12 protein-coding genes are annotated in these 20069 nt (G+C 66.3%); 8 read left to right on the top strand and 4 right to left on the bottom strand.

Annotation, left to right across the window (positions count from 1 at the left end; all coding sequences use genetic code 11):
* Positions 1-46: 46 nt before the first annotated feature.
* The 4 genes from H5399_RS00535 to H5399_RS00520 all read right to left on the bottom strand — a co-directional run bounded on the left by H5399_RS00535 (position 47) and on the right by H5399_RS00520 (position 5453).
* Entirely contained in the window at positions 47-1471 is a 1425-nt protein-coding gene (locus tag H5399_RS00535) for a hypothetical protein (RefSeq protein WP_182781088.1), read from the bottom strand.
* A 76-nt stretch (positions 1472-1547) separates the two neighbouring features.
* Positions 1548-1883, bottom strand: coding sequence for a helix-turn-helix transcriptional regulator (locus H5399_RS00530; protein ID WP_182781087.1), 336 nt, complete (start codon positions 1881-1883; stop codon positions 1548-1550).
* Entirely contained in the window at positions 1880-2995 is a 1116-nt protein-coding gene (locus H5399_RS00525) for a tyrosine-type recombinase/integrase (RefSeq protein ID WP_182781086.1), read from the bottom strand. The genes H5399_RS00530 and H5399_RS00525 overlap by 4 nt, the downstream gene beginning before the upstream one ends.
* Positions 2996-4439: 1444 nt before the next feature.
* A complete protein-coding gene (locus H5399_RS00520; protein ID WP_182781085.1) occupies positions 4440-5453 on the bottom strand; it encodes a LacI family DNA-binding transcriptional regulator in 1014 nt (337 codons plus the stop codon).
* A gap of 233 nt (positions 5454-5686) precedes the next feature.
* Here H5399_RS00520 and H5399_RS00515 point away from each other — a divergent pair, with 233 nt between their 5' ends.
* From H5399_RS00515 to H5399_RS00480, 8 genes are all read left to right on the top strand, one after another.
* A complete protein-coding gene (locus H5399_RS00515) occupies positions 5687-7252 on the top strand; it encodes an ABC transporter substrate-binding protein (protein ID WP_182781084.1) in 1566 nt (521 codons plus the stop codon).
* Between the two features lie 26 nt (positions 7253-7278).
* Positions 7279-8220: an ABC transporter permease gene (locus tag H5399_RS00510; RefSeq protein ID WP_182781083.1), complete on the top strand. Its 942-nt coding sequence runs from the start codon at positions 7279-7281 to the stop codon at positions 8218-8220.
* Positions 8217-10001 (top strand): dipeptide/oligopeptide/nickel ABC transporter permease/ATP-binding protein, encoded by a 1785-nt coding sequence (locus H5399_RS00505; protein WP_182781082.1) that lies wholly within the window; start codon positions 8217-8219, stop codon positions 9999-10001. Before H5399_RS00510 ends, H5399_RS00505 begins: the two co-directional genes overlap by 4 nt.
* Complete coding sequence (locus H5399_RS00500; RefSeq protein ID WP_182781081.1) at positions 9998-10846, top strand: ATP-binding cassette domain-containing protein; 849 nt, start codon at positions 9998-10000, stop codon at positions 10844-10846. Before H5399_RS00505 ends, H5399_RS00500 begins: the two co-directional genes overlap by 4 nt.
* A 69-nt stretch (positions 10847-10915) precedes the next feature.
* Positions 10916-13249 (top strand): alpha-L-rhamnosidase, encoded by a 2334-nt coding sequence (locus tag H5399_RS00495; protein ID WP_182781080.1) that lies wholly within the window; start codon positions 10916-10918, stop codon positions 13247-13249.
* A gap of 73 nt (positions 13250-13322) precedes the next feature.
* A complete protein-coding gene (locus tag H5399_RS00490; RefSeq protein ID WP_182781079.1) occupies positions 13323-16073 on the top strand; it encodes a GH116 family glycosyl-hydrolase in 2751 nt (916 codons plus the stop codon).
* A gap of 127 nt (positions 16074-16200) precedes the next feature.
* The gene (locus tag H5399_RS00485; protein ID WP_182781078.1) at positions 16201-18597 is read left to right on the top strand and encodes a glycoside hydrolase family 3 N-terminal domain-containing protein; all 2397 of its coding nucleotides are present in this window, start codon (positions 16201-16203) and stop codon (positions 18595-18597) included.
* Positions 18594-20051, top strand: a complete 1458-nt coding sequence (locus H5399_RS00480; protein WP_182781077.1) for a glycoside hydrolase family 43 protein — start codon at positions 18594-18596, stop codon at positions 20049-20051. Before H5399_RS00485 ends, H5399_RS00480 begins: the two co-directional genes overlap by 4 nt.
* Positions 20052-20069 lie beyond the last annotated feature (18 nt).

Raw genomic sequence — 20069 nt, 5'->3', positions numbered from 1 at the left:
ACCCGCAGCCGCCCCCGCCACAGCGCTGTCGGCGGACCTGCGATATTCAGTGCGGGATTTGTTGGGTCCGTTGGCTGACGTATTGTCCCCAGTCGCGGGCGGCGAGCGCGGCCCAGCGGGCGGCGGCGGTGTGAGAGATCCCGAGGGTCTGAGCGAGGATCATGTGGGGAACCTGACCGGATAGCGCGAACAGTGCCGCGTGCCGGGCGGAGTGGGGTGGGATGCCTCGGGCGACGAGCCTGTGGCGGATGCTCTCGGTGGCCAGTGGTCTCCCGGGGTTGCCTCCGGGGAACAGCCATCCGTTGTCGCGGCTGACGTAGGAGGCTGGCCCTCGTCGCTTCAGGTGGTCGCGGAGCATCTGGGCGAGTGGGTCGGGCATCTCGATCGGCGTGGACTTGAAGGTGACAAGCACTCGGTCCTCGGAGGTGGTGTCGACGTGCTCGGTCCTCATGGCGCAGATCGTGCTGATGTGTTGGGCGAACAGCAGCATCAGCAGGCCGGCGATACGGGTGGGTAGCGGGATCGTCGCGTCGTGCAGGAGAGTGTTCACGTGGGTCCATCGGTCGTTGTCACTCATGGTGACTTGCGGCTCGGTCGTGGCCCGGTGGGCCAGGGTGAGGGACCTGTTCAGACCGGCGTCGTGGGTCCAGATGAGGAACTGGCTGAGCTCGGCGGCGACGGACTTGGGCTGGGTGGCGAGGTGGTCCTCGAGGTCGGCCTGGGTGGCGGTCTCGATGCTTCGGCCGTGTGATTCGAGCCATGTCAGCAGGGTGACGACTCGCCGGAGACGGGAGCGTGCTGATTGGAATGTGCCTTTGGTGAGTCGGCCGACGTCGGCTTGGCGGCGGAGGTGCCGCAGCACTCGCCAGTGGGCGAACTGGTCGAGGATGGGCTTGTGGTGGGCATCCAGCGGGTCTCCCAGGGTGGCGAGCCAGGGGATCATTCGCTCGATGAGGGGCTCGTAGGGTTCCAGGACGTCGACGGCGACCAGCAGGTCTCGTAGGTAGTTGCGGGTGCGGTCCATGGGTAGCTGGTTGAAGGTGTGGTGGCTGATCGGGATCTCGCCGCGGGCCATCTGGCCGAGCAGGCCGGGTCCGATCCGTTGGCGGCGCATCAGCCAGTAGATCGCGGTCTGTGGTCGTGGTCCGTTGATGAGGACCTCGAAGACGGGCTTGAGTTGTTCGTGGACGGCGCCGGTGGTGGGGTCGGTCAGCAACACGGTGAGGCGGTCGTGGAGGACGCAGCGTGCGCATCGTGCGAACGAGTAGGGGTGGTCTTCTCGTCCGCATTGGGTGCAGGCGAACACCGAGTCCTGGCCTACGCAGGCAGCGCAGACGGTCTCGCCGGCGGCGTCGAGGTAGCCCAGCGGTTTGAGGCTCAGGCAGTCAGGGCAGATGCTGGGGTGGTATTGGCGGTAGCGGCGGCAGTTGAAGCAGATACCAACGTGGGGGAGCGCGACGGTGGCGCTCAACAGACCGCACCAACCACACGGCGTTCGTGGGCGTGGGCGGCCGCTCAAGCGCTGGGGCCGATGGGTGACAGTGGTCTCATCCGTCGACGCCCTCGGGGCGGCGGATCGTTGCCCGGACCGGACGCAGGGAACCGATCTTGGGTCCGGCTTCGGTGCCTGTCCGCGCGAGCTGCTGATGCTGCTCGACGATGGGCTCGATCAGGTCGTTGGGGGTGCAGCCCAGAGCATCACACAACGCGACGAGGACCTCGGTGTTCAAGCGTTGTGGTGTCTTGGTCACCAGACGGTAGACGTGCTCACGGGTCAGGTGGATGCCACGTTCTTCGAGGAGTGGCAGCAGCTCGCTGGTCTGGAACATGCCGCGGTCGGCCATCACCTGACGCAGGTTCCACTGCATTGCGATCGTTCTCATCGTGTGCTCCCGTCATCGGCAGGTTGGTAGACGCGGGCCAGGGCGGCCTGCAGCGTCTTGTTCTTGAAGTCGTTGGACACCGAGGTGTAGATCGCCGTCGTCGAACCCCACAGATGCCCGACCTGATCGGTGACGAACCGTTCGGGGTAGCCGAACTCGACCAGGTGTGTCACGTAGGAGTGCCTCAGGCAATGCAGCGTGAGGTGCTCGTCGAGGCCGAGATCGGTGCGGGCCTGGGCGAAGAACGAGTCGACGTGGCGCCCCGAGACCCGGGTCAGTCGTTCGGTCAGCCATAACGCCGGGTTCCCTGGCGCGTCGAACAACGGCCGAGCTTCCTCGACCCACTGCCGCAGACCCGCAACGATCCAGTCGAACTCAGGGACCGCGAGCACGGTCCGGCGCCTCGGCAGGCTACCGGTGGTGGCCTTGCCGAATCGGACATGGACCGAGCCGTAGGTGCCCCAGTCGCGCATGTGCGGGTTGGGGCGAAGGTCGGCGATGTCGAGGCGGACCAGCTCGTTGCGGCGCAGCCCGAACGCGTAGGCGGTCTTGATCATCAACGCGTCGCGCATCGCGATCAGTGCGCCCTTGCGGCCCGACCTGGCGATGGAGTCGACCCGGTCGTCGAGATAGTCGAAGAGCCGTTGCAGCTCCCCGTAGGTCAGGGGGCGGCGCTCGGGTTTGCCCTCGTAGTCGTTCAGGTGCGCGACGGTGTTCCACTCGTTGCAGACCTGGGATGGCAGCATCCCGAAACGGTCCCTGCACTGTTTGGCCCACTCGTAGCGGCCGTCGGTCAGGTAGTCGCAGAACATCCTCAACGTCAGGTGGTAGCCGCGGATCGTGGACAGCGCCAACCGGCCGGTGCCTGAGGTCAACGAGACCGTGAAGTCCTCCACGTCACCGGGTGTCCACTCCCACGGATACGTGCCCGCGAACTCGGTGAACCGGCGGACCAGCGCCTCGCGAACCCGGACCGTTCCCTGGCCGAGCTGGCGGGACTTCTGCTGCCGCGACCAGCCAGTGACCATCGCCTCGAACACAGCAGTCGGCTCATTCAGATGGACGATCCCCGGCGCCAGCATCAGCGTCGCCGAACCCGGAAACTCGCCCATCCGACCCACCAGCCCGTTACATTAAATATCACGTTGTGACATCTAATATAACATCAACGGGTGGGTTCAAGTGCCGGAGCCTGAAACGATGGTGAGCCTTCGAGGCTCCCGGGGGAACGTCGTCGCTAGCAACGCCCCCTGCTGTGACATCTGATCGAATAAAGCTCAGACCATCCGAGAGTGCAGGAGGTGTGTTCGACATTGGCGACGGGGGTACATCACAATCACGCGGGTTCTCGCTGAAGAGCTCCTAGCTCATCCAGCTGAGCGGTGGTGTCCAAGGCTGCAGGTGATGGTCAGCGACTGAGGTGGTCACGAAGGACAGGCTCGCGACTTGGCCACCGCGGTCGTTTCGACGGTCATCTTGACTGATGCTCGTGCAGGCGATCGCCCTGCCAGCCTCAGCATCCTCAAGGACCCACTGCCGGTGCCGCACCCTCCGTCCCCTCGTCGCTTGTGGCGCGGCCAGGCGTCACGGTCGTCGACCAAGTCAGGCCCGTCTCGGAAGATCGATCCCGCTGCGGTGCATCCGTGGCCGGGTTCATAGGGATAGGTCAGGAGCACCCCTCCTGTTGATGGCGTCCTTGAAGGAGCGACCATGTCAGACAGCGTTCGTCAGCTAGTCCGTCTCTTGGTGCGGGATCAGCGACACCGGGGCCACGAAGCTTTGGCCGCGAGAGAGTCGAGAATCATCGTGCAGGTGCTCAGGGCCACGGCTGCGGTCTCCGAAAGGCGGCGGGTTGTCGCAGGCTCAGATCCTCGGGTCGCGCTGGCCGTCCGCGAACGCACTGGGATCGTACTTGTCCAGGTCAGTGACGCCGCCGCTCTGGGCGGTCGGCACGTCCCCGAAGTCCGCCGGCGCCTCAGGCCGCGTGCCCAGGACGCTGGGGCAGTGGGCGTGGGGGAGCAGCTCTCAGGCGACGCCCGTCTCGCGGAGCAGGGGTGAGTGAAGCAATGTCTCGTCTACAGACCAACACGACAACTCATCCGCGCTACGCGACGTTGCCAGAGGCTGTCGAGTACTGCAGGAGCTCGCGCCGATCACTCGAGCGCCGAATCGCCGAAGGCAAGCTCACCCGATACAAGAACGGTTTCCGTGTGCTGGTGGATCTCAACGAGATCGACGCACTGCTCCGAGGCGAGCGACGGTAGGGCTTCAGGCAGTCTCCCTTGAGCGTGTCCGTCCGAGGGCTGTTGGCCACCGACAAGGGGAAGCGCACGGTACCGCGGCGGGCGACGTCACTGTTGAGGCCAGGGCCCCCCAGGACAGCTACCGCTCTGATCGTCATCGGACATTCGAGGGCGGAGCCCTTGCTGTCGTCCGCCGCAGCGGAACAGGTCCGGTGCTCGTGAGGGTCTCGGCAGAAGGCTGCGAACCAACGGAGGCGCAGATCCCGGGACTGACGTGACCGGTGGCCTAGAACGGATCACGCCGGCCGACCAATCACGCTCCTGTCGAAGCTCGAACGATGAGTGTCGTGGGGAGTTCGACCCTGGCGACCTTGTCCTCCGAGTGGCCGCGCAGTTCATGGACGAGCTCGACTGCTCGACCCGCGATCTGTTCCAGAGGTTGTCGGACTGAGGTGAGCGGAGGAGAGGCGGAAGCGGCCCTGGGCTCGTCGTTGAAGCCGACCACGAGGACGTCCTCGGGGATGCGGAGCCCCAGTTGCCCAGCGCCGGTGTAGACGGCCAAGGCCATCTCGTCGTTGCACGCGAAGACCCCCACGCGACCCGAACCCTCCCCAAGGATATGCAGCATCTCACTCGTCACCGGCGAGTCGGACCACTGTCCGTTGATCCTTCGGATCGGGGCATTGGGGTCACGCTGCTGGATGGCAGCCCGGAAGCCTTCCTCCCTTGCCCGACCGAATCGTAGGCGAGGAACACCGGCCACGACGACGAAGCGTTCGGCACCGCATTCAGCCAGGTGGGTCCCGGCGGCGAACCCGCCCAGCCAGTCAGAGGTGCCGACGCTGGCCAGCGCGTCCTCGGTCTCGGCCCTGGGGTCCAGGAGGACCATGGGGATCCCCAGTCCTCGGATCGCCTCGCGCTGGGACCGAGTCGGCACGATGATGCCCACGATGATGCCGGACGGCCGGCGGGACGCCACCCTGACGGGCCAATCGTCAGCCGGATCATCCCGCTCCAGGGTCAGTCCCAGGTCGTAGCCGAGCCCGAAGGCGGCCTCTCTCGCTCCGGTCGTCACGGCTGCAGTCCAAGCGTCGTCGAAGCTGCCGAGCACGAGTTCAATGACCCGGGGGTCGCGGACAGCCGGACGGCCTCCGCGCGTGGAGGGGCGGTGATAGTCCAAGGTGTACGCGACCGAGAGCACCCTCTGGCGGGTCTCGGGCTTGAGATCACCGCGCCCGGTCAGAGCTCGGGATGCCGTTGAGATCGACACCCCGGCGGCTCGGGCCACGCTTGCGAGCGACGGGCGGCCGTCTTGATCTCGTGCCATCCCAGCTCCTTTTGCGCAAAACCTCTAGGTGCATATTACGCCTTGTGGATCAAATATGAAGCCGTCTTGGTTACTTGGGCGTGACCATCGTCACCGGCCGATGATTGACGACCCCGGACGGCGCAGTTACCGTAAATGGAGAACGTTCCCCAACCTCCTTCGCTGGCGAAGATGACGGTTTCGTTCGCTTCCTGGCCACCCAGGCCGGGAGACCCTCATACAAAGGAGTAGTAATGAGAAACCCGTATCGCCGTCGCGCGGCGGGCCTCGCGGCCGGCGCATTGGTCGCGACGCTCGCGCTGGCGGCCTGCTCAGGCACGCCCAACACCGAGCCGAGTGGTTCGGAAGCCGCCTCGTCCGAGGGCTCCGCCCCGGCGGAGGCCAAGGGGGCGCTCACGCTGGCCATGAGCCAGGACATCGAGGGATGGGATCCCCGTGTCCAGCCCGGCTTCCAGAACTGGCCCGCGTCCGCAGTCTGGGACTCCCTCGTCAAGTGTGACTCCACCGCAGAACTCGAGCCGGACATCGCGGAGTCCTGGGAGATGCTGCCCGACAACATGGGCATGACGGCCAAGCTCCGGGAGGGCCTCACCTTCTCCGACGGCTCCACCCTGGACGCCGAGGACATCCAGGCGACCTACGAATACATGGCCGAACCCGAGAGCGCGCGCTCGGCAGACTACGCCGGGCTCACCTACGAGATCATCGACCCCCTCACCATCACCCTGAAGTGGGACAAGCCCCAGGCGCTGGTCAACACCCTCCTGTGCGACATCCACGTCCAGAGCGCCGACTATCTGGCCTCTGGCAACTCCCTCGATGCACCCCTCGGGTCGGGCCCGTACACCCTTGACGCGGCCAAGACGACAACCGGCTCGGTGTACTCCTTCGTCAAGAGGGCTGACCACTGGAATACCGATCACTATCCGTACGAGACCCTTGAGGTCAAGGTCCTCGACAACGAGGCCGCCATGGTCTCGGCCCTCAAGACCGGGCAGGTCGCCGGCGGTCTCGTGACCGACCAGGCGAAGGCCGAAGTCGAGGGATCGGGCCTGGAGGTCAAGAGCTTCCAGGGTCAGACCGTGCGCATCCTCCTCACCGATCATCAGGGTGAGGTGTACCCCGCCATCGGCGACGTCCGGGTTCGTCAGGCGATGAACATGGTGTTCGACAAGCAGGCCATCGCCGACTCCCTCTACCTCGGCAATGCCGAGCCGACTGCTCAGGTGTTCCGCAAGGGCTCGACCGCATTCATCGAAGGTCTCGAGGATCCGTACCCGTACGACATCGAGAAGGCCAAGCAGCTCATGGCTGAGGCCGGCTATGCCGATGGGTTCAAGATCCAGCTGCCGTCCCTGGACAGCAACCTCGCCCACATCATGCCCTACGTGATCCAGCAGCTGGCTGAGATCAACATCGAGGCCGAAGAGGTGGTGCTCTCCGGCGCCAACGCGATCGAGGACCTGCTCTCGGGCAAGTTCCCCGTCATCCTGTTCGAACTCGGCAACCTGGGCGACTCGACCTTCCAGATCTACATCGAGAGCTACCCCGACGGATGGTGGAACGTGTCTCACCAGCCCGACGAGTACGTCGACTCCCGGTACCTGCAGCTCGCCACGGCCGAACCGGACGAGGCCAAGGCCCTGGAGCAGGAGATCAACCAGTACATCATCGACGAGGCGTGGCAGGTCCCGCTCGTGTACAAGGGCACCCACTTCGCCTTCGACCCGGAGAAGGTCTCGATCCCGACCGACTCTGACATCGAAGCTCTCGCGCCCAAGCTGCGCGACTTCCAGTAACCGGCGCTGACGAAAGAGGCCGAGTGATGCTACTCAACCTGCTGAAGAACCTCGTGAGATCTCTCGGGGTGCTACTGGTCACGACCTTCCTGGGTTTCGCCATGATGTTCGGGAACGCGACGGGAATCGCCTCGTCGGTGCTCGGCATCGGGGCAACTCCGGAGAGTGTCCAGGCGAAAGTGGAACAGCTCGGCCTCGACCGTCCGCTGCTCGTCCAATACGGGGACTGGCTGACCTCAGCTGTGACGGGTGACCTCGGTCGCTCGTTCTACAGCGGTCAACCGGTCGCGGACGCCCTCTCGGGGCGTGTACCGGTCACCCTGTCCGTCATCGTGCCGGCACTCGCCCTGACTGCCGTCCTCAGCGTCCTTCTGGGCGTGGGGGCGGCGGTCAAGGGCGGGGCGATCGACCGCTTCGTCCAGTTCTTCTCGATCGCCGGCACGGCGATCCCCAATTTCCTCATCGCGATCGCACTGGTCTTCACCTTCGCGATCCGCTGGCGGATCTTCCCAGCCACCGGCTTCGTGCCGTTCAGCGAGGACCCGGTCGGCTGGGCCGCCTCGATCGCCTTGCCCATGCTGGCCCTCCTGATCGGGGCCGTCGCGGGCGGTGCCCAGCAGTTCCGGACCGCGATGCTGGACACGTTGGGCAACGACTACATCCGCACGCTCAGGGCGCGAGGGATGAAGGAGGGCCCCATCATCTTCCAGCACGCATTGCGCAACGCAGCAGCACCAGGGCTGACAGTGGTCAGTCTCACCACGCTGAGCCTCCTCGGCGGCGCAGTTTTCATCGAGCAGGTGTTCGCTCTCCCAGGTCTGGGGCAGCTTGCCACTGAGGCGTCCAAGATCAGCGACGTCCCGCTGGTGATGGGCACCATGCTCATCAGCGTCCTGATCGTCCTCACCATCAACACCGCGTCGGACCTCCTGATTCAGGCGCTCAACCCGAAGGCGAGAGTGCGATGACGACGGCGATCGATACGCGGGCCGCGGTGCAGACGAAGCGCCCCGGCGTCTGGGGGAAGTTGCTCCGCAACCCCTTCGCCGTCCTGGCCATGGCGTGGTTCGCCGTCGTGCTCATTACGGCAGCCTTCGCTCCGTTCCTGGCCTCGGGGGGCCCGAACGTGACCGACCTCGGCGCAGCCAACGTCCCCCCCTTCACCGAGGGGCACTTCCTCGGCGGCGACGCCGCCGGCCGCGACATCCTCGACCGACTCATCTGGGGCTCGCGTTCCACGGTGATGGCGGTCGCCATCGTGACCGTCGTCTCGATCACGGTGGGCGTCACCGCCGGTCTGATCAGCGGCTTCTACCGTGGCAGGTTCGAGACCGTAGCCAACTTCGTCACCGACGTCATCATGTCGCTCCCGGGCATCGTGTTGATCATCGCGCTGTACGCCCTGACCGGCTCCAACATTCCTGTCGCCATGGGTGTGTTCGGCATCCTGCTGGCCCCCAGCTACTACCGGCTCGTCCGCTCCATCGTCGTCAGCGTGCGCAACGAACTGTATGTCGACGCAGCACGGGTCGTCGGCCTGTCGGACGTGCGCATCGTCGGCCGGCATGTCCTGTGGGCCGTCCGTGCGCCCGTCATCATCCAGAGCGCCTTCACCATGGCGGCCGGCATCGGAATCGAGGCAGGTGTGTCCTTCCTCGGGCTGGGAGACCCGACCAGCTCGTCGTGGGGCATCATGCTTCAGCAGTCCTTCCAATCCATCTACAACAACCCCATCAGCATCCTCTGGCCCAGCCTCGTCATCGCTTTCACGGTTCTGCTCCTCATCCTCTTCGGCAACGCGTTGAGCGACGCGCTGCAGTCCTCCGCGCGCAGCAAGGTCCTGCCCCGCCGCAAGCGGGAGGCCGCTGTGGCCGCCTCCGTCGAGACCCTCCGGATGGAGCACGACGACACCTCTATCGAACAGCGTGAACTCGGCAGCGCGGAGGATGTGATCCTGGCCATCCGGGCTCTTCGGATCGGATACCCGGCACCGGATGGCACCGTCACCGAGGTGGTGCACGGGGCGAACCTGGACATCCGGCGAGGCGAGATCCACGGGCTGGTCGGCGAGTCGGGTTCGGGCAAATCCCAGATGGCCTTCTCGACGCTCGGCATCCTCCCCCGCGAAGCAATCATCCTTGGCGGCAGCGTCCTGCTCGACGGGGTGGACCTTCTCGCGGATCCAAAGCGCCAAGGGGAAGCTCGCGGCACGCGGATCGGGTACGTGCCCCAGGAACCGATGTCGAACCTCGACCCGTCGTTCACCATCGGCCGCCAGCTCACCAAGGGGCTTCGCTCGGCGGTGCCGATGACCAAGGCAGACGCGGAGGAGAAGCTCATCGCGCTGCTGAAGCGGGTGGGTATCCGCGACGCCGAGCGCGTCATGGGGCTGTACCCCCATGAGATCTCCGGCGGAATGGCGCAGCGCGTGCTGATCTGCGGAGCGATCGCCTCTGACCCCGACATCATCGTTGCCGACGAACCCACCACAGCACTGGACGTCACCATCCAGGCGGAAGTCCTCGAGATCCTGCGGGGACTGAGCGAGGAGCGAGGGCTGGCGATGATCCTCGTCACCCACAACCTGGGCGTCGTGGCGGATCTGTGCCACACCGTCAGCGTCATGAAGGAGGGAAGGGTCGTCGAGCATGCCGATGTCGAGGCCATCTTCGAGTCCCCCCGCGAGGAGTACACCCGGACACTGCTCGCCTCATCGCGACGTGTCGAACTGATGGAGATCCAGAAGTGAACGAACCGCTACTGCAAGTCCGTGACCTGGTCGTCCGTTTCCGCGGCAAGCGCGGGGCCATGACCGAGGTCATCCATGGCCTCTCCTTCGACCTCCACGCGGGTGAGACTCTCAGCCTCGTGGGCGAATCGGGCTCCGGAAAGACCACCATCGGCCGGGCCATCCTTGGACTGGCCCCGGTCAGCGCGGGCTCAGTCTCCTTCAGAGGTGAGACGATCAGCAACGTCTCGCGCGCCGAGCGGAGACGGCTGGCATCCGACATTCAGGTCGTCTTCCAGGACCCGTACACCTCTCTCAACCCGTCCATGACGGTCGAGAGCATCCTGGTGGAGCCTCTCCAGGCCGCCGGCGTCGAAGGCGGAAAGCACCGGGTGCGGGAGTTGCTCGACGCCGTCGGGCTCCCCGCCGACGCAGGAAGCCGCTACCCGCGGGAGTTCTCCGGCGGCCAGCGCCAGCGCATCGCGATCGCCCGAGCGCTCGCGCTCTCACCCGCCGTCATCATCTGTGACGAGCCCACCAGTGCCCTCGACGTGACGACGCAGGCGACCGTCCTCGAGCTGTTCCGGGAGCTACAGCAGAACACCGGCGTGGCCTACCTGTTCATCAGCCACGACCTGGGAGTTGTGCATTCCATCAGCGATCGGATCGCGGTTCTCTACCAGGGCGAGATCGTGGAACTCGGCGACGCGCACCAGGTCGCGACGGCCCCGACCCACGAATACACGCGCCGACTGCAGATGGCTGCGCCAGTTGCCGATCCGAAGAAGCAGCGCGAGCGCCGCGCTGAGCGCAATCGACTGCTCCAGCTGTCCATGGATGCGGCCGAGACCAGCCGCGCGTCCTGAACCCGACGCAACCCACCCCTATCCCAGCCACGGCCGCGTGGCGCATCAGCCTCAACGGAGATACTCAGCATGCCCACAATCGCCTTGACCAGTACGCCAGGCACCCCACGGACCCAGCCGTCGGCCCTTGCAGACGGCTGGCTGACGCTCCCGGACCTGACTGCCCGATTCATCGGCTCTGGCAGCGGCGACGTGGCGGTGCCCGTATACAGCCGGACGTTCGTCCTTGACAGCCTGCCCGACTCCGCGGTCCTGCGGTCGACCTTCCTCGGCATCGGTACCGTCAGGATCAACGGGGTTACCGTCGGAGACGAGGTCCTCGAGCCTGGATGGCAGAGCTACCACCACCGGCTGGTGTACCGGTCGCATGAGGTCGGCCCACTCCTGGTGGTGGGCGTGAACCAGATCGAGGCCGAGGTGGCCCCCGGCTGGTACAGCGGGCGGCTCGGGTTCTTCCAGCAGCGGGAGATCTATGGGACCGACCGCGGACTCATGGCGCAGCTCGACGCCCTACGGGCTGGAGAATGGGCACCGGTGGTGTCCACGGACACCACCTGGAGTTGGCATCGCGGCGCAACGACGGCGGCCGAGCTGTACGACGGCGAAACCTACGACGCGCGCATCGCGCACGCCCTGCGCACCGACGGCAGCAAACCGGTCGAGGTCCTGGACTTCGACATGGATCTTCTGGAGCCGCGCATCGGTCCACCGGTGAGGCGGATCGGGACGGTTCGGCCAGCCAGCATCTTCAGGACGCCGTCGGGCAAGGTCATCGTCGATTTTGGGCGCAATCTCGTCGGATGGGTGAGGATCTGCGTCCGTGGTGAATCGGGCGACGAGGTCACCCTCCGTCACGCAGAGGTCCTCGAACACGACGAGCTGGGTGTGCGCCCCCTCAGGACGGCCCAGGCCACGGACCGCTACATCCTCGCCGGCGTCGGTGAGGAGGCGTGGGAACCGTCCTTCACGTGCCACGGATTCCGGTTCGTCCAGGTGGACGGATGGCCGGGCGGCGAGCCGAGCGCGGACAGCATCGAGGCGGTCGTCGTCTACTCCGACATGCCCAGGGCCGGTTGGTTCCGCACCTCCCACGCAGCCGTTCAGCAGCTGCATCACAACGTGGTGGCAAGCACCGAAGGCAACTTCGTGTCCATCCCGACGGACTGCCCCCAGCGCGACGAGCGCCTCGGCTGGACAGGCGACATCGCCGTCTTCGCGCCGACCGCGTCGTTCCTGTTCGACACCGCAGATTTCCTTCGCAGTTGGCTTCGGGACGTGTCCCTGGAACAGCGCGAGGACGGCAGTGTGCCGACCTTCGTCCCGGAGGTCCCGTACCCCGACGAGGCGCCCCAGATCAGCCCGCAGTTCGGCCGGGTCCATGCGGCCGTCTGGGGCGACGCCACCACCATGGTGCCCGCGGCCATGTACGAGGCCACCGGAGACGTCAGGCATCTGCGCGACAACTTCGCGATGATGCGGAAGTGGGTGGACGGCGTCGCCGAGCTGGCGGGACCGAGCCGCATCCGCGACACCGGGTTTCAGTTCGGCGACTGGCTGGATCCCACCGCTCCACCGCATGACCCCGCCGCCGGGGCGACGCAGCAGGCCCTGGTGGCCACCGCCTACTTCGCGCACTCGGCTCGCCTGACCGCCCGCGCCGCCGAGATCATCGGCGACGAGGCCGCGCATAAGCACTACGCCGCGCTGGCGTCGGAGGTCTCGGCGGCGTTCCGCGCTCGATTCGTCACTCCTGCCGGCCGCATGACGAGCCACTCGCAGACGGCCTACGCCGTGGCGATCTGCTTGGAACTGCTCTCGAACGATGACGAGCGCGCCGCGGCGGGCCGCCATTTGGTCGAGCTGGTGCGTGAGGGATCGCACCGGATCGGGACCGGTTTCGTCGGGACCCCTCTGCTTCTCCATGCGCTCACCCAGGTGGGGGCCGTCGATGACGCGTATCGCGTTCTTCTCAACGAGGAGTGCCCGTCGTGGCTCTACGCCGTCGGAATGGGGGCGACGACGATCTGGGAGCGCTGGGACAGCATGCTTCCGGACGGGTCGATCAACCCGGGTGAGATGACCTCCTTCAACCACTACGCCTTCGGTGCGGTCGCGGACTGGCTGCACCGGACGGTGGCAGGAATCCAGCCGGCGGAGCCCGGCTACAGGCGCATCCGGATCGCGCCGCGGCCACGTCGTCCGCTCCGTGACGCGGGCGCCACACACCTCAGCCCGTTCGGCCCGATCTCGGTGGACTGGAGCGTCGAGGCCGCCGGGACACACGTTCGCGCGGTCATCCCAGATGGGACCGTGGCCGAGTTCGATCTCGAGGGCCTCCAGCCGTTCGAACGCGGCCCCGGAATCCACGAGTTCTGGATCTCGAGCGACAGGACCAGCAGCTGACCATCACCCAAGTTCCCGTCGACCGGCGCGCCGCCAGTCGATGAAAGAGCAGTCCAGACAAAGGAGTCAATGCATGTTCCGTAGACACACCGAAGCCAGATCGGCGCCCGGCACATCCTCGCGGTCGGCCGTCGCGCGGGCTGGGGGAGTGGCGGCTCTGGCCGTGGCGCTCACCCTGGCCGTCGGCGCCGTCGTCCCCAGTCCGCATGCCGCAGCTAGCCCGAAGGACTCGGGGTTCGAGATCCCGAGCGCGGCGACGGTGCGGCCATTGGGCGAGATCTCCGAGGGAACCTGCCCCGACACCTTCTTGCCGTACGCCTGCAAGGAGGACTCTCCGTGGTGGCCGTATCCGGGGATCAAGTTCCCCCTCACGGTCCCCGGCATGGGCATCCCGCTGGGCGGCATCGGTGCCGGCAGCTTCATGGTCAACCAGTCCGGAACCTTCGGGCCGTGGTTCTTCGGCGGCTCACAGAACAACTCCTGGGAGACGCGCGCCCTTCCCCAAGCCGCCTTCCACGTGCGTGAACAGATCGGGAACCAGCCCGCGGAGGTCCGGACCCTCGCCACCGACGGAGCCAAGGCCTTGGACCACAACGGCGAACTGATCGACGAGCGATCCTGGGAGGACCCCCTCTCCGGGTGGAACACCCTCGACGCCGGTGACGCCGAGTATGCGGCGCTCTACCCCTTCGGCTGGATGACCTACGAACCGTTCCAGACCGACATCTCCATGCGGTTCTACTCGCCGATCGTCGCCGAGGACGATCGGCGCAGTTCGCTGCCTGTGGCGTACTTCGATGTGCAGATCTCCAACGACACCGATGAGACGGCCAAGGTCTCGACGATGTTCACGATGCCCAACGTGGCAGCCCACGAGGACCGCCAACCGGTCACAGTGCGGGAGGGGCTCTCGAGCCAGTATCGCGTGGACAAGGCCAGGGGCATCCATGCCGTCACCCTGGCATCCGACTCGCCCGAGAACACACCCGATGCCCACAAGTCGGAGTGGACTATCGCTGCGGTCGTCGACAAGAACCAGTCGTTCAGCTACACCACGTCCTGGGATGCGACCGGGGACGGATCCGACGTGTACGCGCCCTTCACCGCGAGCGGTGCGCTCGGCAACGGCGCGCTCGACGACTCCGCGTCCGCCGGTGCCATCTCGGTGTCCGCGACCCTGAAGCCGGGCGAGGTGGCCACCATCCCGTTCGTACTGACGTGGGACTTCCCGCAGGTCGCATTCAACGACAACGAGACAGTCTGGATGCGCCGCTACACCAACTTCTACGGCGCCAAGACCACGGAGAAGAACGACTACATCGCCGGAAGCTACCCCTTCCACCAGAGCTACTCCATCGCCAGGGACGCGTTGACCGATCGGAAGAAGAACCTCGCCGATGTCCAGAAGTGGTGGTCGCCGCTGGTCGACTCGACCTCCCACCCGGATTGGCTCAAGGAGGCCGCGCTGAACCAGCTGGCCAACGTCACTTTCCACACCGCCCTCTGGGAGGGTGGCCTGGTCAGCAACACCGAACCGGTGATCACCGGGGGCGATCGCATCGGCTCGGCCGTGCCGGGAACACACAACTACCTTGGCCTGGACTCCAACTCGGGGGGTCTCTCCACCCTGGGGCAGGGGGGCGAGATCGGCATCTACAGCTACACCGTGTACTCGGATCTGTTCCCTTCCATCGAGCGGGACCGCATGCGCAACAAGGTGGAGGCCATCATGGCCGAGACCACGGAGGGCGATCCGTGGGACTTCGGGATGGCCGAGAATGGAGGTGACAACCCGTTCATCTCCTGGCGTCAGGGGACCGACTCCGGCCCTGGCCTGGCGTGGTTCCTCGACCGCCCGGCCATCAACGTGTTCCGGCTGTACGACTATTCCCAGCGCCACAACGATCCCGGGTTCCTGCGCTTCGCGTATCCGGCCATGGAGAAGACCTTCGCCTTCCTGCAGAAGACGATCCCGGCCGACTACGCCCTCCCTGAGGTGCCTTCTGCCAACAACCCGTCGCCTGATCTCCTCAGCCCGTTCCCCATGTCCAATGCGTACAACGGACTGCCGTCCAATCGATTCGACGCCTACGTCTCCTCCCTGTACATCCTGGCCACCGAGACGATGATCGAGGCAGGGCAGCGCATGGGCGAGGACAAGGCGACCATCGACGCACTGCGGGCGGACCTCACGGCCGCGAAGGCCGACTTCGAGGAACTGTTCTGGCTCGCCGACGGGGGCTATTACCGCTACACGCCAGCAGAGTCCGAAGGTGGAGACGAGGATGCCATGATCGCCACCTTCCTCGCTCAGTTCCTCGCGGAACGCGCGGGGTTGCCCGACGTCGTCGACATGGATCGCTACGCGACGCATCTCGAGACGGTGGCGGGATTCACTGAGGGCCTCACCGATGACGCCGGCCGCCCTGTCGGCGCCAACCTCGTCGCGTCGGCAACCGGCTCGTCCGCCTCGGTCACGGTGCAGGCCAACTACGCCTTCGCGGCCAACCTCGTGTCCGCCGGCCGACGGTTGGGCGACGACTCGCTCGTCGACAGCGGCATGGGCTTTGCCGGTGCCGTGGCTGGACAACTGTGGGGCGTTCCGGAGTGGGGCTACGAGTTCAACACCGCCGGCAGCTATGAGGCCCACGATCCCGGCCAGTTCGGGGCCTACCCGTCGTGGGAGGGCAACCTCTCGGTCTGGCAACTGGTCGACGTCCTCAACCGGGACGCGAACGGATGTCGGCTGCCCAACGGCGAGGAGCACCCCGGCGGTGGCAAGTCCGCCAACGCCTGCAAGGACCCGGCGAGTCCCGTGAAGTGACCCGCTCCTGACCATGAGGGTGGCCGGCCTCGTCCGGAGGCCGGCCACCCCTCGACCCACCAGTACCGAACGCACCGGGCGCTGCACCGCCACAGCGAACCCCCACCACACAGAACAGGACCACACGATGTCAACTCACTACCGCGACTCCACCCTCGCGACCGACGAGCGGGTCGAGCTGCTCCTCAAGGAGATGACCGTCCTCGAGCAGGCCTATCAGCTGACCGCGGTGGCTCCCTGGTTGCTGGCGGCGCCGGAGGGTGGGGACCCGGAGGGCGTCGACCATTGGCTTCACAGGAACCCGGGACACGTATCAAACCTGGTGACCGACAACCTGACTGACAGTGTCGATCTGGTTGTTCGCATCCAGAAGGCCAGCGTCGAGCGGACCCGACTGGGGATTCCGATGCTCATCCACTGCGAGGCCCTGAACGGACTGATGTCCGGTGGCCACATGGTGTTTCCCACGGCCATCGGGCTGGCGGCCACGTGGAGCCCGGACCTGGTCCAGCAGATGAGCGACCTCATCCGCCGTCAGATGCTGCGGTTGGGCCTACGGCAGGCGTTGTCGCCGAACATGGACGTGGCAGTCGATCCGCGCTGGGGGCGCGTCCACGAGACGTACGGGGAAGACCCATACCTGGCCGCCGCCTTCAGCGTTGCCTACACCGCCGGTCTCCAAGGGGTCGATCTGAAGACCGGCGTCATCGCCACCGGCAAGCACTTCGTCGGCTACGGCAAGCCGGAAGGTGGCATCAACCTCGGCGCCACCGAGATCAGCGCCCGCACCCTGCGCGACGTCTACTGCTTCCCATTCGAGGCCGCGATCCAGGAGGCAGGCCTGGCCTCGGTCATGAACTCCTACGCCGACATCGACGGTGTCCCGGTCGCGGCGTCACGAGAGGTCCTCACGGACCTCTTGAGAGGGACACTCGGCTTCAAGGGATTCGTCACTTCCGACTACACGACGCTGGAGCAGTTCATCGACCGTCAGCGAGTGGCCGCCGACCCAGCGGAGGCCGGGCGGCTCGCACTCGCGGCCGGCCTCGACACAGAGAACCCGATGCCGTTCGGGTACGGAGACGTATTGGCCGGTGACGTGGCGCGCGGCGCCGTCGACCGGTCGTTGCTCGAGACCGCCGTCAGGCGCATCCTGCGGGCGAAGTTCGACCTCGGACTCTTCGAGAACCCGTACCCGTCGGAGACGATCGACGTGAAGAGCGCCGCGGACGAGGGCGTCGATCTCTCGAAGGAGCTGGCCCGCCGATCCGTGGTCCTGGTGAAGAACGACGGCACGCTGCCCCTGCCCTCGGGGAGCAAGTCCATCGCCGTCATCGGTCCGCACGCCGAGAACCTGGTGCTCCAGTTCCCGACCTACACGTTCCCCGCGTTCCGGGAGATGATGCACCTGATGTCCCGCGGCGGTTTCGGGGGCGCGGTCGGCGTGGACCCCGGGATGGCCGCGTGGACCGCACGGATTCTGCCCGAGAAGCCGACCGATGAGCTGGTCCGTGAACGCTTCGGTGCGCGATCGCTGGCCGAGGCCGTGGGTGACCATGCCGCGAGTGTGCGCGTCGAGCAGGCTACCTCGCTGCGTGAGGAGTTGGAAGGCGGGATCCAGCGGGCCGTCAAGGCCGCCGAGGAGTCGGACGTTGTGGTGCTGGCGCTCGGCGGGGGAAGCCTCTGGTTCACCGGTGAACGCACCGAGGGCGAGGCATCCGATTCCGCTGACATCAGTTTGCCGGAGGTGCAGACGCGCCTCGCCGAGGCGGTAGCCGAGGTCGGCAAGCCCATGGTGGTGGTCCTAGTGCAGGGGCGCGCATATGTGCTGCCGGAGGTCGTTCGCAATGCCCAGGCGATCGTGGTCTCCTCCTTCGGTGGCCCCTTCGGCCCCCAGGGGGTCGCTGACGCGATCTTCGGAACGCTCAACCCGAGCGGCAAGCTGCCCTACTCCATCCCCCGTCACCAGGGACAGGTCCCCGTCTTCCACTACCAGAAGGCCGGAACCGGTCGACGCATCAGCATGCCCCCGGGCGTTGACTCGCTCTACCTCGACTCGAGCGCCGACCCGCTGTTCCCCTTCGGCCACGGCCTCAGCTACACCACCTTCGAGTTGTCCAACCTGGAGCTCAGCGACGCCATGGGCACTGACGGCTCGGCAACGATCAGCGTGACGCTCACAAACACAGGGGAGCGGACCGGGGTCAGCACGGTGCAGTTGTACCTCCGGGCCAACACGTCCGGGGTCACGCGCCCGGCGCAGCAGTTGGCCGGCTTCGGACGGGCCGAGGTCGCGGCGGGCGAATCCCAGCGCGTCACCTTCAGCTTGGACGCGACGCAACTCGGCTACACGAACATCGGCCGTGTGTTCGCCGTGGAGCCGTGTCGGGTCGACGTCATGGTTGGCCTCGATTCCGACCGTCACGAGTTGACCGGGTCATTCGAACTCGTCGGCGATGTGCGCGTGCTCTCGAGCCACGAACGGACATTCCTCACCCCGGTGTCGGTGGAGACGATCCAGTGAACAAACACAGCGCCGCCACGACGCCCATCCTGCCCGGCTTCCAACCGGATCCGACGATCTGCAGGGTGGGCCGTGACTACTACCTCGCCACGTCCAGCTTCGAGTACTTCCCCGCGGTCCCGATCTTCCACAGTACGGATCTCGTGGCCTGGGAGCAGATCGGGCACATCCTCGACAGGCCCGAACAACTCGGACTGTCCGAGCGCACACCGTCGGGCGGTCTCTACGCGGGGACTCTCCGCCACCATGCTGGGACCTTCTACTACGTGACCAGCAACGCCAGTGCTCATGACGCCGGGCCCTTCATCGTCACGGCTGCGGACCCAGCGGGGCCGTGGAGCGATCCGATCCACATCCCGGAGGCCATTGGTATCGACCCCGATATCTGTTGGGACGAGGACGGGCGATGCCTGCTCACCTGGCACGTGCTGGACTTCGTCAACGGTGGACAGGCGGTACGTCAGGCGCACATCGACCCCGCGACCGGTAGGTTCCACGCTCCTCCAGTAGATGTCTGGCAAGGGAGCGGCCTTCCGGCTGCTGAGAGCCCGCACCTGTACCGGATCGGCGACTGGTGGTACCAGGTGCTGGCCGAGGGCGGAACCGAGCGTGGTCACTGCGTCACGGTTGCCCGGGCCCGCCGCCCCGAGGGACCGTTCGAGGGGTGTCCGGCGAACCCGGTCTTCACGAGGCGCAGCACCTTCGAGACGGTCCTGAATGTCGGCCACGCCGACTTTGTAGAGGCTCCCGGCGGAGGTTGGGCTGCTGTCTACCTGGGCGTCAGATCAGCGGGATCGACGCCCGGCTTCCACGTCCTCGGGCGCGAAACCTTCGTGGCAGGTATCGACTGGGTGGACGGGTGGCCGGAGTTCGACCTCGACCGGTACACGGTTGCGCCGAGCGAGCGCGCCTTCGAGGATCACTTCCTGACCGCCGAACTGGATCTTCGCTGGGTGGTACCCACGGGCGACTTGACCTCGATCGACGTCCTGACGCCCGGTGTCCGGGTGCCAGCGGGCTCGCGGCTGTGCACCCGGGTTCAGGACCTGCGCTGGCGTGCTCAGGCGGCCATCGTCAAGTCAGGCGGATTCGGCCTCCGCATCGACCCCCGACACTCCTACGATCTCAGGCTCGCGGACGGTGTGGTGGTGGCTCAGGCGACCATCGGCGACGTCAGTGCACTGCTAGCCGAGTTCGCTGTCGGTGGACAGGACGTGGTTCTGAGCATCGAGGCCGTGGATCCTGGCACCGCAGCAGTCCCCGTCGGTCACGCCGGACCCGATGACATCGTGCTGTCGGTTGTGGTTGAAGGGGAGACAATCGAACTGGCGCGGCTCGATGGCCGCTACCTGTCCACCGAGGTCGCATCCGGGTTCACCGGTCGGGTCCTCGCGCTGGGGTCGGACCGTGACGCGACCACGGTTCGCAACTTCACCTACAGCCCGACGAGGTGACCTTCGAATGGGGATCGG

The organism is Tessaracoccus sp. MC1627, from assembly GCF_014164725.1.
Lineage (GTDB): Bacteria > Actinomycetota > Actinomycetes > Propionibacteriales > Propionibacteriaceae > Arachnia.
This window is presented reverse-complemented; position numbering and strand designations above follow the sequence as displayed.